13 protein-coding genes are annotated in these 15,819 nt (G+C 40.2%); 8 read left to right on the plus strand and 5 right to left on the minus strand.

Translation table 11 applies throughout. The features are described 5' to 3' along the window. Position 1: 1 nt before the first annotated feature. Positions 2-700, minus strand: a complete 699-nt coding sequence (gene radC, locus D7322_RS22370) for a RadC family protein (RefSeq protein ID WP_121126438.1) — start codon at positions 698-700, stop codon at positions 2-4. A gap of 163 nt (positions 701-863) precedes the next feature. Here radC and D7322_RS22375 point away from each other — a divergent pair, with 163 nt between their 5' ends. Beyond that, positions 864-1,322, plus strand: coding sequence for a peptidylprolyl isomerase (locus D7322_RS22375; protein ID WP_104385786.1), 459 nt, complete (start codon positions 864-866; stop codon positions 1,320-1,322). Positions 1,323-1,347: 25 nt separating this feature from the next. Then, on the plus strand, positions 1,348-1,752 hold the full coding sequence (locus D7322_RS22380) for a DUF5606 family protein (protein WP_104385787.1): 405 nt from the start codon (positions 1,348-1,350) through the stop codon (positions 1,750-1,752). Positions 1,753-1,846: 94 nt separating this feature from the next. Here D7322_RS22380 and murA read toward each other — a convergent pair whose 3' ends face one another. From murA to guaB, 4 genes are all read right to left on the minus strand, one after another. Then, positions 1,847-3,172, minus strand: coding sequence for a UDP-N-acetylglucosamine 1-carboxyvinyltransferase (gene murA / locus D7322_RS22385; RefSeq protein ID WP_121126439.1), 1,326 nt, complete (start codon positions 3,170-3,172; stop codon positions 1,847-1,849). Positions 3,173-3,442: 270 nt separating this feature from the next. Next, a complete protein-coding gene (locus D7322_RS22390; protein ID WP_121126440.1) occupies positions 3,443-4,243 on the minus strand; it encodes a DUF4290 domain-containing protein in 801 nt (266 codons plus the stop codon). Positions 4,244-4,295: 52 nt separating this feature from the next. Next, positions 4,296-6,575 (minus strand): ATP-dependent helicase, encoded by a 2,280-nt coding sequence (locus D7322_RS22395; protein ID WP_121126441.1) that lies wholly within the window; start codon positions 6,573-6,575, stop codon positions 4,296-4,298. 141 nt (positions 6,576-6,716) lie between these two features. Then, the gene (gene guaB / locus D7322_RS22400) at positions 6,717-8,192 is read right to left on the minus strand and encodes an IMP dehydrogenase (RefSeq protein WP_121126442.1); all 1,476 of its coding nucleotides are present in this window, start codon (positions 8,190-8,192) and stop codon (positions 6,717-6,719) included. A gap of 224 nt (positions 8,193-8,416) precedes the next feature. Between guaB and D7322_RS22405 the strand changes: the two genes are divergently transcribed. The 6 genes from D7322_RS22405 (at position 8,417) to D7322_RS22430 (ending at position 15,592) form a co-directional block, all read left to right on the plus strand. Then, the gene (locus D7322_RS22405; protein ID WP_121126443.1) at positions 8,417-8,893 is read left to right on the plus strand and encodes a hypothetical protein; all 477 of its coding nucleotides are present in this window, start codon (positions 8,417-8,419) and stop codon (positions 8,891-8,893) included. A gap of 257 nt (positions 8,894-9,150) precedes the next feature. Continuing rightward, the gene (secDF, locus tag D7322_RS22410; RefSeq protein WP_121126444.1) at positions 9,151-12,138 is read left to right on the plus strand and encodes a protein translocase subunit SecDF; all 2,988 of its coding nucleotides are present in this window, start codon (positions 9,151-9,153) and stop codon (positions 12,136-12,138) included. Positions 12,139-12,252: 114 nt separating this feature from the next. Then, the gene (locus D7322_RS22415) at positions 12,253-12,687 is read left to right on the plus strand and encodes a MarR family winged helix-turn-helix transcriptional regulator (protein WP_121126445.1); all 435 of its coding nucleotides are present in this window, start codon (positions 12,253-12,255) and stop codon (positions 12,685-12,687) included. Between the two features lie 5 nt (positions 12,688-12,692). Further along, positions 12,693-13,697: an NAD(P)/FAD-dependent oxidoreductase gene (locus D7322_RS22420; RefSeq protein WP_121126446.1), complete on the plus strand. Its 1,005-nt coding sequence runs from the start codon at positions 12,693-12,695 to the stop codon at positions 13,695-13,697. A 2-nt stretch (positions 13,698-13,699) separates the two neighbouring features. Further along, positions 13,700-14,032, plus strand: a complete 333-nt coding sequence (locus tag D7322_RS22425) for a 2Fe-2S iron-sulfur cluster-binding protein (RefSeq protein WP_121126447.1) — start codon at positions 13,700-13,702, stop codon at positions 14,030-14,032. A 252-nt stretch (positions 14,033-14,284) separates the two neighbouring features. Further along, a complete protein-coding gene (locus tag D7322_RS22430) occupies positions 14,285-15,592 on the plus strand; it encodes an NAD(P)/FAD-dependent oxidoreductase (protein WP_121126448.1) in 1,308 nt (435 codons plus the stop codon). The last annotated feature ends 227 nt before the right edge of the window (positions 15,593-15,819 follow it).

Here is a 15,819-nt window from a genome sequence, read left to right on the forward strand (position 1 = left end):
GCTAATCGATTATATCTTCATCTCTGAAGCTATAATATCCATTGTCTGTAAAGATCAGGTGGTCGTTTACCCTAATATCCATAATTTTTGATGCCTCGACAATTTTTTGCGTCAGAATTCTGTCAGCATTACTGGGAAGCAAAGTCCCTGAGGGATGGTTGTGGATCAGGACGATCGCGTGTGCTTTTGTTGCGAGGGCATTTCTCAGAATAATCCGGACATCGACCGGTGTAAAATCATTTCCGCCACGACCAATAAGCTGTTGATCCAACAATTTGCATCCCGTATTCAGGTAGAGGGTCCAAAATTCCTCATGGGGCAAATCCTGCAGGATAGGTTTCATAAAGTCATAGACCCGCTTGCTGCTATTTAACATTTTCTTTTCCTCTACCGGAGATTCTTTCTTACGGCGCGCCAGCTCCAAGGCAGCAATAATCGATATGGCCTTGGCGTCACCGATGCCTTTATATCGACTCAATTCATTGACCTCCATCTTGGAAAGTGTATCCAGGCTATTGTTGGCATCTGCTAAAATACGCCGGCAAAGTCCTACCGCACTTTCCTCCATTGAACCAGATCCAATCAGAATCGCCAATAGCTCCGCATCGGAAAGGGCCCTTCGTCCCTGATTCAATAATTTCTCGCGGGGACGGTCCGCCTCGGACCACTCCCTGATAACTAATTTATGTAGATTTGACATTGTTAAAACTATAACCGGCTAGCTAACATAAATATATAAAATATTTCGCATTTTTTTTCGGTCGTATTGCTACAAATAACGCGATTTTGAAAAATGGAGATTGGGATTTACTTCGCATTTCACTCTGAAACATTATCTTTGTATTTCATAAAAATTTTTGAACATGAGTAAAGCGATTATTAAAACAGAAAAAGGCGACATGACTGTGCAATTCTACACAGCTGATGCTCCAAATACAGTAGCAAATTTTATTAAACTTGCTAAATCAGGATATTATGATGGATTGGCTTTCCACCGTGTTATTCCTGATTTTGTTATTCAAGGTGGCTGCCCAAATTCACGTGAAGGTGCTGCAGGTATCCCCGGAACAGGTGGTCCCGGTTATAAAATCGATTGTGAATTAACTGGTGAAAATCAATACCATGACAGGGGTGTATTGTCAATGGCTCACGCTGGTCGCAATACAGGAGGTTCTCAATTTTTCATTTGCCACAGCCGCAATAACACTGCCCACTTGGACCGCAACCATACTTGTTTCGGAAAAGTAATCGAGAATGTTGATGTAGTAGACGATATCAGACAAGGAGACCGTATTTTATCAATTGAAGTAATCGAAGATTAATTCTTGGAGATTTAAAAAAATTAAGATGAATTTAAGAGCATTAGTATCTGTAACTGGTAAGCCAGGATTGTTCAAATTGGTTGGACAAAACAAAGGTGGTTTTATTTTAGAAACCCTTGATCAAGCAAAAATTAAGACTGTGGTAAGTTTATCTTCGACAAAAATGGCAACATTGGAAGATATTACCATTTATGGTGACGAAGAGGAGATCCGTCTTTTGGATATCTTCGAAACCATTAAAGAAAAAGGTTTAACATTACCTGACACGAAATCAGATGGTGCTACATTGCGGGATTTTTTCCGTGAAGTTGCTCCTGGCCATGATGAATCTCGTGTATATACATCAGATATCAAGAAGGTAATCACTTGGTACAACATTATCAAGGAATTCCCATTATTTGAAGAAGAAGCACCAGCTCCTTTGGTATAGTCCGGATAGCCGGATAAGAAAAGCCCCGGAACAAGTTCCGGGGCTTTTTTAGCTTTTCACAATAATCTTTTACGCGTGCTATACAAATATTTGACTAGTGGCCTTTGGGTTCGACGTCTACACGTTTGATATCTGCTCCTAGTTTACGTAAACGCTCCTCGATGTCTTGATATCCACGCTCGATCTGTTCGATATTGTGGATCACGGACTTTCCTTTCGCAGATAAAGCCGCAATCAATAGAGATACTCCCGCACGAATATCAGGAGATGTCATTTCGATACCTCTCAAAGGATGGGATTTATTCATTCCGATTACGGTCGCGCGGTGCGGATCACACAAAATGATCTGTGCCCCCATATCTATTAATTTATCGACAAAGAACAATCTGCTTTCAAACATCTTTTGGTGAATCAATACATTCCCTTTCGCCTGCGTTGCGACCACCAAAATGATACTCAATAGATCTGGTGTAAATCCGGGCCATGGGGCATCTGAGATTGTTAAGATAGAACCATCAATAAAGGTATCAATTTCGTAAGAATCCTGTGCTGGAATAAATATATCGTCCCCTCTCAATTCAAATTGAATACCCAAACGGGAAAATACCGAAGGTATTATGCCCAATTCCTGAAAACAGACATCTTTAATCGTAATTTCTGAACCTGTCATTGCCGCCAAACCTATAAAAGAACCGATCTCAATCATATCAGGCAACATACGATGCGATGTTCCGCCAAGACGTTGTACCCCTTCTATGGTCAGCAAATTAGATCCGATACCCGATATCTTAGCCCCCATACGATTCAACATTTTACAGAGTTGTTGCAGATAAGGTTCACAGGCCGCATTATAAATTGTTGTTGTTCCTTTGGCCAATACAGCAGCCATAACTATATTTGCCGTACCGGTTACGGACGCTTCATCCAATAAAATATAATTACCTTTTAATTCGGTAGCATCTACGTTAAAGAAGTGTGTGGATGCGTCGTAGACAAATTTAGCGCCTAGTTTTTCAAAACCCAGAAAGTGTGTATCGAGACGTCTGCGCCCGATTTTATCACCTCCCGGTTTTGGAATGGCAGCTTTGCCAAAGCGAGCCAATAATGGTCCTACAATCATGATCGAACCACGTAAGCCCCCACCCTTTTCCTTAAACTCTGCCGATTGGAAATAATCTATATTAATGTCTTTGGCTTCAAAAACGTAAGTATCCTTATCTATACGATCAATTTTAACACCCAATGCAGCCAACAGATCGATTAACTTATTGACATCTTTAATATCCGGAATATTACTGATGGTCATGGGTTCTTCAGTCAGTAAAACTGCTGACAGAATCTGTAAAGCTTCATTTTTTGCTCCTTGTGGAATAATCTCTCCCTTTAACGGTTTTCCACCGATTATTTCAAATGCATTCATTTATATAACTGATATCTTCTTATTACAACAAAACCCGAGGTATAATTTAGTTTCCTGATGTCACTAAATGAAAATCCGGACTTCTTAAAATCAACAAAATTGTATTGAAAAAAGTTTATGGAATTTTCCAATGCACAGATTCGGTTCAGTCAGATCCTATTGACCGGAACTGATAAACAAATCCATTCCATAAATAAAGAAGGCAATTGTAAAGAAATATATGAATCACTTCGCAATTGCCCGCTACTTATAAATTAAAAACTTAAAGAACTAGCCCCTTTTATTATTATTGTAATTATTCTGAGGTTTTCTATTTCTATTGTTGTTATTGTTATTGCTGCCACCAAAATTGTTCCGCTTCATGTTGTTATTGTTGTTTGACATACGAGGCTTGCCACTGCCACCGCCGCCTTTCGACTGATAACCTGAAGAGTTGTTATTGTTGCTGTTGCTATTATTATTGTTTCCGTTTGAATTGCCTGTTGTAGGGCCTTTGACACGGTTTCCCGGAGGCGGAGTTTTAAAATCAAGTTTAGTCAATACCGTACCTTCGGGTAAAGTCAATTGGTAGCCGGACAATTCCTTCAGATCCTGAATAATCAATTCATCGGATACGGAATCCTTGTTCCAGGTGACATAGGCCATTTTCATAAAGTTGGCGATACCAATCACCATCTGCTCCCGTTTAGACTCATCGGTCACCTTCAAGGCCTTATCAATCATTTTCTCCACCGTAAATCCATAGTGTTTGAATTTGATGGAATGTTGCGGATAGCCCAAATGTTCAACCTCATGCTTCACACTTTTTGCAGTAGCGATTGGATATGGTGAGTCAATATCAAGCTTAAAATCCGAGATAATCTGTAGGTGATCCCAAAGTTTATGCTTAAAATCTGAAACGTCTCTTAAGTGTGGATTCAACACCCCCATCATGTCGATCACGATTTGGGCATGTTTATTTCTTTCTTCCTTTGTGGGTAAAGTACAAATGTAATCTACCATATTTTGCACGTTGCGGCCATATTCTGCAAGGATCAATTTTGGCCTAGTGCTGTTGTAGTCAAAGTTCATATAGCTAATATAAGTACCTATTAAACGGTTAAGATTTCGTTTTGGTATTTTATTATTGAATTATTCTAAGTTTTGCAAATTTAAGCAACAATTGTTTCTGTCCCAACTCCTTAAAGAAAATAGTTGCTTTTATATCTCCTTTATTTCCTTCTAGGTTGACAACTTTACCAAATCCAAAGCGTTCATGTTCAACTTCCATGCCGACCTGAAGATTTGATGTATCAGAAGGAGCAAAACCCGCAGTAGGTTTGTGGGCTTTGGGCAGTATAGACGTTGTTTTAACCATTGGCTTAGGCTTAGGTTTCGAAAACACATCATCACTGTCCTTTTGTTGCCACGCAACTCGTTCGCCTTGAAAACTTCCGGCTGAGGCGGAAGTTTGTCGGGGTTTAAAATCCAATGCAAGACAAGCAGGATTCAGTTCATCCAAGAAACGACTGGGTTCGCAGTTATTCAACGTCCCCCAACGATATCGCGAAGTAGCATACGAAAGTAGTAATTTTTTTTCAGCTCTGGTAACAGCAACGTAAAAAAGTCTTCGTTCTTCCTCTAATTCTGTTCTGGAATTCAATGACAACTGAGACGGAAACAAGTTTTCTTCAAGACCTACAATAAATACGATTGGAAACTCAAGTCCTTTTGAAGAGTGTATTGTCATTAACGAAACCGTATCTGCATTTGGATCTTTATCGTTGTCATCATTGGTCAACAAAGCAATATCCTGCATGTATATATCAAGACCACGGTCTTCAATATCCTCGCGTTCCGAAAACTCCTTAATACCGTTAAGTAGCTCCTGAATATTTTCATAACGCGCTAATCCTTCGACAGATTTATCTTCGTATAGTTCTTTCAATATACCACAGTGCTGTGCGATATGCATAGCGGTATCAAATGCGTTGTTATTTTTAGCCAATGCCTGAAAACTCTGTATCATCTGTGCGAAACCTCCCACGGAAGTCGCACTGCGACCGTCCAGAAAATGTGCCGCATTGGCTACCACATCCCAAATGCGATATTGGTTTTGATCGGCAGCAATCATAATCTTCTCTATGGTTGTATCTCCGATTCCCCGACGTGGGTAGTTAATAACCCGTTTCAATGCTTCCTCATCATTGGGATTGAAGGTAAGACGGAAATAAGCGATCAGGTCTTTAATTTCCTTCCGTTGGTAGAAGGACGTTCCACCATAGATCTTATAAGGTATATTAATCTTGCGCAGGGCTTCTTCCATCGCCCGTGATTGCGCATTGGTCCGATAAAGAATAGCAAAATCTTTGTAATTAAGTCCTTTCAGGGATTTCTCTTCAATAATCTGATCTGCAACAATTTTCCCTTCTTCATTATCGGAAAAAGCACGTGAAACCTTAATTTTTTCACCTTCTTCATTATCCGAAAAAACATTCTTTTCCAGCTGGTTCTGATTATTGGCGATCACTGAGTTGGCCGCATTGACAATCATTTTGGTGGATCTATAATTCTGCTCCAATTTGAAAATCTTCACGTCCGGGTAATCTTTCTGGAAATTCAGGATATTCTGAATATTCGCGCCCCGGAAGGCATATATCGATTGTGCATCGTCACCGACAACGCAGATATTCTCATTGACAGCGGCCAGTCGTTTTACGATCAGGTACTGGGAAAAGTTCGTATCCTGATACTCATCGACCATCAGGTAACGAAATTGATGCTGGTATTTGTGCAATACCTCTGGATGTTTGTTCAATAAAACATTTGTCTTGAACAGGAGATCGTCGAAATCCATGGCACCCGCGCGATAACAGCGTTGTGCATAGGTCATATAAATCTGCCCCAGCTGCCCACGTCCATTCGAAATATCTTCGGCTAATATGGCTTCATTTTTATTGTATTCCTGTGGCGAGATCAAGTTATTCTTGGCTTGGGATATCCGGCCATAGACATGGTTGACATTGTATAATTTGTCATCCAGGTTCATTTCCTTTAGGATGGCACGCAGCAGACTTTTGGTATCATCTGTATCGTAGATGGTAAAATTTCGGGGGTATCCGATCAGTTCAGCTTCTACCCGAAGTATCTTTGCGAAAACGGAGTGGAATGTCCCCATCCAAATATTTTTCGCTTCGCTTCCTACGACAGAAACAATACGCGCGCGCATCTCTTTGGCCGCTTTATTCGTAAATGTCAATACCAAAATATTGAATGGATCAACGCCTTTTTGAATCAAGTGTGCTACACGGAACGTAATTACCCGTGTTTTTCCTGAACCAGCTCCTGCAACAATCATGACAGGGCCTTCTGTTTGCTCTACGGCTCCTCGTTGTGAAGGGTTTAAACCCGCTAAATAATCCAAATTAACTCCTTAAATTTTAAAACCTGAGAATAGGGTATAAAAGTACAAATTTCCTATCGATCACTAAGGCAATCAAGCCAATATTTTTGCATAAAAAAATCCGACAATTTAAAATCGTCGGATTTTTATAGTGTCACTTGTTTAGCCTCTGCTATTATAGTTTGGTGCCTCTTTTGTAATAGAGATATTATGTGGATGAGACTCTCTCAAGCCAGCGCCTGTAATGCGAACAAATTGCGCCTGCTGTAGCTTCTCGATTGTTGCAGCACCACAATAGCCCATTGAAGCACGCAAGCCACCGATATACTGATAGACGACTTCAGCCAATGTACCTTTGTAAGGAACACGTCCGACGATACCTTCCGGAACCAACTTTTTGATATCATCCTCCACATCCTGGAAATAACGGTCTTTAGAACCTTTTTCCATTGCTTCGATCGATCCCATACCACGGTACGATTTAAATTTACGACCTTCGTAAATGATTGTCTCGCCCGGAGCCTCTTCTACTCCCGCAAATAAAGAACCCGCCATAATCGTGCTTGCTCCAGCAGCAATAGCCTTTGCTATATCACCTGTTTGTTTGATACCACCATCGGCGATCAATGGTACTCCCGTTCCTTTAAGTGCTTTAGCAACTTCATATACAGCGTAAAGCTGAGGGACGCCGACACCTGCGATAATACGTGTTGTGCAGATCGAACCAGGTCCGATACCTACTTTTACGGCATCAGCACCAGCTTCAGCCAACGCTGTTGCAGCTGCACCTGTTGCGATATTCCCTACGATCACCTGTAGTTCCGGAAACTTGGATTTTACCAATTTCAATTTATCGATTACACCTTTAGAATGCCCATGTGCAGTATCAATGGTCACCACGTCCACACCGGCTTTTACCAAAGCTTCAACCCTGTCCAAGGTATCTGGCGTAACACCTACTGCAGCACCTACTAACAAACGGCCGTGGCTATCTTTGGCAGCATTTGGATAATGTTTATATTTTTGTATATCCTTAAAGGTGATCAAACCCTTCAAGATGCCTTCATTATTGACAACTGGAAGTTTCTCTATTTTTTCGTTCTGAAGGATTTCCTCTGCTTTGACCAAATCCGTCCCTTCGGGAGCTACGACAAGATTATCTTTTGTCATTAACTCATTGATCGGACGAGTCATATCTTTCTGAAAACGAAGGTCACGATTGGTCACGATACCCACCAATTGTCCTTTTTCATTCACTACTGGAATTCCCCCGATCTTATGTTCCTTCATAATATTAAAGGCATCTCCAACATTAGCATTCGCTAATAGTGTGACCGGATCTTGGATCATACCACTCTCAGAACGCTTTACTTTGCGCACCTCAGCGGCTTGTTCTGCAATCGTCATGTTCTTATGTAACATACCAATACCGCCCGCTTGTGCGATCGCAATTGCTAAATCAGCACCAGTTACCGTATCCATTGCAGCAGAAACCAATGGAATATTTAATTTGATTTTTTTTGTCAGCGAGGTACTCGTATCGACGTCACGTGGTAAAATTTCAGAATAAGCTGGAATTAATAAGACGTCATCGTAAGTGAGACCTTCTGCTACGAATTTTTGTGGATCTAATTGCATGGCAAATATGTATTGGGTTTTCTATTTGCCAGGCAAATCTAAGAAAAATAAGCAATATTAAAAAATAAAATATACAAATTACAATCTTAAGACAAATTAGAACGATTATGAATTGATGCAATTAGCCCTTCCAACGGATTGCCTCTTTTTTTTGGCAAGCTATTTGCTTTTGTGTAACACGAAAAGTAATTTTTAATTAATGAAAATATAAAGTAAAGATAATTATGAAAAAGACATTACTCTCATTAGCTGCTGTTGCAGCATTAGCATTTGGAGCACAAGAAGCGAAAGCTCAATCTCCACAACGTGCCGCTATCGGTGTTGTTTTTGACGGAACAGGTGGTGATCTTTGGGGTGTTCAATACAAGCAATCTTTTGGCGGAACAAATAATGGTCAAGCGCAAGTGATGTTTGATGACAACGTCGTTGCTGTAGGTGCGGACTATCAATACGCTAGACCGTTCCGTGGTGTAAACGGACTAGGATGGTATGCAGGTATTGGTGCGCAGTTGACATTTCTTGACGCTGGAAATGACGATATGACTCTTGTTGGTTTAAGACCGCAATTGGGTTTGGAATTTAAAATCCCTGCTGCTCCTATCGGATTTCACGCAGACTGGAAACCTGACTGGAGATTAAATCACGGTAATGATTTCGACGCTTCAACTTTCACTTTCGGTATTAAATATACATTGAGATAGTAGAAAAAAAAAGAAAAAAAAGGCTCTGTTCAAGTTTGAACAGAGCCTTTTTTTGTAAAATAAATCCATTAAGTATTTCTTTTTTTCAGCAATTCTTCTAATTTTATGCCTTTGACCTAAATGGCATAAATAAAGCTTTTCATTCTACAAAAATTTTATACCTTTGCCATTCTTGGTAAAGTGTGATTAAACAAGAACTAATTATCAATTACATAAACAGTATTTAACATTAAAATTAATACAATTAATAACAGACGATGCAAGGTAAAGGGCTGATTAAACTTTTAGTGATAGTGGTGTCATTAGCGTGTCTATACTCCCTATCATTTACTTGGGTGACCCGCAAGGTGGAGCAGGATGCTGAGAAATTTGCCAAAGGAGATTTGGCAAAAGAGAAGAGCTATCTAGACTCCATGGCAGGTGAAGTAGTGTACAATTTAGGTTTTGCGAAATACACCTATCGGGAAGCAAAAGCAAATGAACTGGCTTTAGGATTGGATTTGAAAGGTGGCATGAACGTTACCATGGAGATCTCATTGGATGAGTTGATCCGTAATCTGGCCAACAATCCAAAAGATGAGAAATTCAACAAAGCGTTGGAACAAGCGGTAGCAAAAAGCAAAACCAGTCAAAAAACGGTCGTTGCTTTATTCATGGAAGAGTACAAATCCATTGGAGCTTCTACCCCACTTTCAACATTCTTTTCGACAAAAGACAACGCTTCTTTGATTAAACCAGGTGATTCTGACTCAAAAGTGGAATCATTCCTTCAAAAAGAAGCCGACAACGCCATTCAAAATTCGTACAAAGTACTACGTACACGTATTGATAAATTCGGTGTTGCTTCGCCAAACATCCAGATTCAACAGGGGACAAACCGTATCTTAGTTGAGCTCCCTGGTGTAAAAGACGAAAGCCGTGTCCGTAACCTACTTCAAGGTTCGGCTAAATTGGAGTTCTACGAAACTTTCACCAATCAAGAAGTTTATCCGTTATTAGAAAATATTGACCGAACATTAGCAACTACTTTAAAAGCTGCTCCGACTGCGACCAACAATGTTACTGCTGACACAACGAAAAAGTCTGACGATTTACTATCTAACTTAACCGGTGGTCAAAACGACAGTAAAGCGAAAAAAGACAGTGCGGCACTTAATCTAGGTCAGAAAAGACCATTGTTTGATTTATTAAAACCTAGTGCTTATTTAAATGAAAACCAACAACCTACATTGGCCCCAGGTCCAATGGTCGGTATTGCTTCATTGAAAGATACTGCTAAAATAAACGCTTATTTGCAACGTCCAGAAGTAAAATCAATCCTTCCGGGCAACTTAAAGCTTTTATGGGCTGTAAAACCAGAGCAAAAAACACCAGAGCAACTTTCCTTATATGCCATCAAAGCCGTAGGGGCAGATAATGGTGCTGTATTGACAGGTGACGTCATCACTGATGCCAATGCAAACTTTGATGAAAAAAACCAACCTGTTGTTGGTATGCAAATGAACAGCGAAGGTGCACATGCATGGAAAAAAATCACGGCAAAAGCTGCTCAAAACAGAGATGCCATTGCAATTGTCCTAGATAATGTAGTTTATTCCGCGCCATCTGTTAATGGTGAAATTCCAAACGGAAGCTCATCGATCTCTGGATCCTTTACTGTTGAGGATACAAAAGATTTAGCAAACGTATTGAAAGCTGGTCGTCTTCCGACTACAGCCAAAATCGTTGAAGAAGCAGTTGTCGGTCCTACGTTGGGACAAGCAGCGATTGATGCAGGTATCAACTCAGCGGTAATCGGTATTATCGTTGTGATGATCTTCATGATTGCGTACTACAACACTGCAGGTATTGTGGCTAACATTGCTGTGTTGTTGAACGTATTCATTATCATGGGGGTATTAGCCTCACTCAATGCCGTACTGACTTTACCCGGTATTGCCGGTATCGTATTGACAATGGGTACTGCCGTCGATGCTAACGTACTGATCTATGAACGTATCCGTGAGGAATTGGGCTTAGGAAAATCAGTTCGTCAGGCGGTTGCTGATGGTTATAAACATGCTTTACCTTCAATCTTAGATTCACAGATTACGACATTCCTAATTGGTATCATCTTATTCTTATTTGGTAGTGGTCCAATTTTAGGTTTCGCAACTACATTGATGGTGGGTATTATCACATCATTGTTTACAGCAATACTTGTAACACGTGTTATTTTTGAATGGATGCTGGAAAAAGATATCAAAATTAAAGTATCTTTCCCTTGGTCTGCAAATACCTTGCATAATGCAAACTTCAAATTCGTTCAAAAACGTAAAGTATTCTATGCGATCTCTGTTGTAGCAGTATTAATTTCTGCAGCTTCAATTTTCACAAAAGGCTTCAGTTTAGGTGTGGATTTCCAAGGTGGACGCACTTATACTGTTCGTTTCGATAAACCAGTTGATCCGGAAGCGGTTCGTACCAGTTTGGACGATATTTTCCAAAAAACAACAGAAGTAAAAGTATTTGGTGCATCCAACCAACTTCGTGTGACGACAACATATCATATTGAAGAAACTTCCGATGCGGCCGATAAAGAAGTATTGGATAAATTAAATCAAGGACTAGCTAAGGTAGATGCCTCCAATAAACATGAGATCCTGTCTTCACAAAAAGTAGGACCTAGTATCGCATCAGACATCAAGTCAAGAGCGACCAGTTCAGCAATTTTCTCCATTATCATCGTAGCGGCTTACATCTTAATCCGTTTCCACAAATGGGAATACTCGGTGGGTGCAGCTATTGCAACCATCCACGATGCGATTATTCTATTGGGCTTATTCTCCATATTAGATGGTATTGTGCCATTCTCATTGGACATTGACCAACACTTTGTGGCGGCCATCTTAACGGTAATCGCATACTCGGTAAATGATACCGTGGTTGTATTTGACCGCTTGAGAGAGTTCGTATCAAAACCTAATGCACATAATGAAGATCTTGGCGAGGTTGTAAATCACGCAATCAACTCTACATTAAGTAGAACAATCATTACTTCATTGACGATCATTTTCGTTCTTGCGGTCTTGTTCATCTTTGGTGGTGAAGTTATCCGTGGATTCTCGTTCGCGATCTTGATCGGTGTTATTGTAGGTACCTATTCTTCCATTATCCTGGCTGCGCCTTCTGTATACGACTTACGTAAAGGAAAGCATCTAGCTGAAGGTAATGCTGCAAAAAAAGCTGAAGTAGTGAGACCATAATAAGCTTTGAAATATCATAAGAGGGCGTTCAAAAATTTGAACGCCTTTTTTATTGCATTCAGATTACTTGTTGTACTAAATATTTTAAATATATTTGTCATACTAAATATTTGTATGCTAAACGAAAAATTCGACCGTTATTCCTTCATCCTGGATCAAACCGCCAAGAAGGTAAAACAATTTGCACAATCTTCTTTTACGGAAAAGGGATTTGACATTACAGTAGATCAATGGGCTGTCTTAAAGGCGCTATACGAAAACGAACAGCTATCGCAGAAAGAATTGGCCAAACGATGCGGCAAAGACCAGCCCACGTTGACCCGTATCGTGGATATCCTGCTTAAGAAAGGTCTGGCTGAGCGTTTCATTGATGAGACAGATCGCCGGAGCCTTTATCTCCATTTGACTGAAGAAGGAAAACTTAAGGTTGCATCCCTATCCCCTATCGTTGCAGAAATCCGGATGAAAGCTTGGGAGAAACTTACGGAAAAAGATTTCGAGGATTTTACAAGAATATTAAACACGATCTATCACAATTTAAATGCATAATAGCTATGATAAATACTGACATCTGTATCATCGGTGCCGGACCGGTAGGATTGTTTGCTGTATTCGAAGCTGGACTTCTAAAAATGAGGTGCCATTTGATTGACGTTTTACCTCAGGTTGGCGGACAGTTATCCGAAATATATCCACACAAACCGATTTATGATATACCTGGCTACCCGAGCATCACCGCACAGGAACTTATTAATAATCAACTTGAGCAGATAAAACCTTTTGCCCCTAGTTTCACATTAGGCGAGCGTGTCGAACATATCGAACGGCAGGATGATGGTTCCTTTATCCTCTCCACGGGCGATCAAACAAAAGTTCATGCGCAAGTGATTGTCATTGCAGGGGGATTGGGCTGCTTTGAACCTCGTAAGCCTGAAATTCAAAACCTGCATCTCTATGAAGGTAACGGTGTGGATTATATGGTAAAAGATCCTACAAAATACAAGGACAAACGGATCGTTATTGCCGGTGGAGGTGATTCTGCACTGGATTGGACTTATCATTTGGCTGATATTGCCCAGCAAGTTACACTTATTCACCGGAGCGACTCTTTCCGCGGCGCCCCCGATTCCGCGGAAAAAGTCTTTAAATTGGCACAAGAAGGTAAAATCAATTTACTTTTATCCCATAATTTAAGTAATCTACAAGGTAACGGAAGCCTTACGGCTATTGAAACCGTAAGTAAGGAAAAAGAAACAATTGCGGTCGAAGCGGATTATTTTATTCCGTTATATGGCCTGACACCCAAGCTTGGCCCAATTGCTGACTGGGGGCTAAATATTGATAAAAATGCGATTGAAGTCAATACCTTTGATTACTCGACCAATGTCGAACGCATCTATGCCATTGGTGATATCAACACTTATCCGGGCAAGCTCAAACTCATCCTATGCGGATACCATGAGGCGGCCTTAATGTGCCAAAGTGCTTTTAAGTTTGTTTATCCGGATCAAAAATTAACCTTTAAATATACAACCGTTAATGGTATAAATACATTTTAACCATGGAAGATAATTTGATCCAAGTAACCGTTATCGATCGTGACGGTACAGAAAATACAATAGACGTTCCGACAGATATCAACCTTTCCCTAATGGAAATTCTGAAAGCATCTGAATACGATATACTGGCCTCCTGCGGCGGCATGGCGCTATGTGCCACATGCCATGTCGAAGTCCTTGAGGGGCTGGATAATCTTCCGGAAGCCAACGATCAGGAATTGGATATGCTGGACACCTTACCTGATGCAGACGAACAAAGCCGGCTCGCCTGTCAGCTGCACCTCCATCCGAATAACAATGGCATGAAAATCAAGCTGAAAGGTTCGTTGCAATAACCAAGTCATTGTGTATAAAATACACAATGACTTGGTTATCTGTGCAAGTTTTTTTTATACGCATTTACGGTCCATAAAAGACTTAAAACCAAAACACTACAAAATATTTTATTAAAAGAATTGACCTTGTAACGATAAATTTCACAACGTATTGCTATAATAAATAAATATTTTTTAGCTTTTTGGTTCAAAATTTAAGATATTTGCAGCTTAATTCGATTGTACGAATTTTTACAACAAACTATTAAAAATATGCCAAGCAATAGTTCAAATAGAAAATTCCCAAGAGTAATCATTATTGGTGCTGGATTTGGAGGAATTGAAGTTGCTAAAAAGCTTAAAAATAAGGAGGTTGAAGTTCTCTTATTAGATAGAAACAACTTTCACACTTTTCAACCATTAATGTACCAAGTTGCTACGGGTACTCTTTCGGCGGACTCTATCTCCTTCCCTGTTCGTAAAATGTTCAAAAATCAGGATAACTTCCATTTTAGACTTGCCGACGTCAAAAGCATCGATAACGAGGCTAAAATTGTTAAGACTGATATTGGAGATTTCGACTACGATTATCTGGTTGTCGCCACTGGTGCAACGACAAATTTTTTCGGCAATCAGCAGATCACCAAATATGCTTTGCCGATGAAAAATATTCAGGAGGCCCTTAATATTCGGAGCTACGTTCTTCAAAATCTTGAAGAAGCGGTAATGATCCCTAATCCTGAAGACCGCAAGCCTAACCTGAACTTTGTGATCGTGGGTGGTGGTCCTACCGGAGTAGAGCTTTCTGGTGCTATTGCGGAAATTAAGAATAATGTACTGGAAAAAGACTATCCTGAATTGAAGAAATCAGAAATGTCTGTTTACCTGGTGGAAGGTCTACCAAAAGTTTTGGCCAATCTCTCGGAGAAAGCATCAAAAAATTCGGAGAAATATTTAAAAGATCTTGGTGTTGAAGTACTATTGAACGTACAGGTGACCGGATATGACGGTAACTCCATTACTTTCGCCGATGGCAGAAGCATCGAAACAAAAACAGTCATCTGGGGTGCAGGTGTTGCAGGTCAATATCCCGATGGATTCAAAAAGGAAGTTATCCAGCGTGGTAACCGTATACAGACAGATGATCAATGTCGTGTTATTGACATGCCGGGGGTTTATGCCATCGGTGACGTATCTGCATTTATTACAGATGACCTACCTCGTGGTTTACCGGGTGTTGCTCCAGTAGCACAACAGCAGGGAGGATATGTGGCAAAACACATCCTTCAGACAATGTCCAATCAACCCACGGAAAAATTCAGCTATTTTGACAAGGGTTCAATGGCCACAGTAGGGCGTAACAAGGCTGTCGTTGACATGGGCAAAATTCACTTCAGCGGCTTCTTCGGATGGATGACCTGGATGTTTGTCCACTTGATGTCCATTTATGGATTTAGAAATAAGTTGATCACATTTGTAAATTGGTCGGTGAAGTTTTTCACAAAAAACAGTGGCGTCCGCTTAATCTTCCATAAGTATAATGAGCCTAAACCGGAAGAGCAAGCTAAAACGATACAATAAAGTCGATCACCAAATCATTATAAAAAGCAGCATAACCTTGCTTTTTAATCAAAGAAGAATGCCATTATTTTCAATAAGAATAATGGCATTCTTCTTTTCTCTCCACCTCTAAAAACGATCGAAAGCTGATCAAAAAAAAATTATTCAATAAAAAAATTGACGGCCAATTTCATATAGTTGTCAAAGCTACTATCTAGAGAACATCAGCACTTATTTAGATGGCAAAT

This window comes from Sphingobacterium puteale (assembly GCF_003627955.1).
Taxonomy (GTDB): Bacteria; Bacteroidota; Bacteroidia; order Sphingobacteriales; family Sphingobacteriaceae; genus Sphingobacterium; species Sphingobacterium puteale.

Coding starts and splice junctions, on each gene's coding strand:
- radC (WP_121126438.1), bottom strand. CDS start 700: ATGTCAAATCTACATAAATTAGTTATCAGGGAGTGGTCCGAGGCGGAC.
- D7322_RS22375 (WP_104385786.1), top strand. CDS start 864: ATGAGTAAAGCGATTATTAAAACAGAAAAAGGCGACATGACTGTGCAA.
- D7322_RS22380 (WP_104385787.1), top strand. CDS start 1,348: ATGAATTTAAGAGCATTAGTATCTGTAACTGGTAAGCCAGGATTGTTC.
- murA (WP_121126439.1), bottom strand. CDS start 3,172: ATGAATGCATTTGAAATAATCGGTGGAAAACCGTTAAAGGGAGAGATT.
- D7322_RS22390 (WP_121126440.1), bottom strand. CDS start 4,243: ATGAACTTTGACTACAACAGCACTAGGCCAAAATTGATCCTTGCAGAA.
- guaB (WP_121126442.1), bottom strand. CDS start 8,192: ATGCAATTAGATCCACAAAAATTCGTAGCAGAAGGTCTCACTTACGAT.
- D7322_RS22405 (WP_121126443.1), top strand. CDS start 8,417: ATGAAAAAGACATTACTCTCATTAGCTGCTGTTGCAGCATTAGCATTT.
- secDF (WP_121126444.1), top strand. CDS start 9,151: ATGCAAGGTAAAGGGCTGATTAAACTTTTAGTGATAGTGGTGTCATTA.
- D7322_RS22415 (WP_121126445.1), top strand. CDS start 12,253: ATGCTAAACGAAAAATTCGACCGTTATTCCTTCATCCTGGATCAAACC.
- D7322_RS22420 (WP_121126446.1), top strand. CDS start 12,693: ATGATAAATACTGACATCTGTATCATCGGTGCCGGACCGGTAGGATTG.
- D7322_RS22425 (WP_121126447.1), top strand. CDS start 13,700: ATGGAAGATAATTTGATCCAAGTAACCGTTATCGATCGTGACGGTACA.
- D7322_RS22430 (WP_121126448.1), top strand. CDS start 14,285: ATGCCAAGCAATAGTTCAAATAGAAAATTCCCAAGAGTAATCATTATT.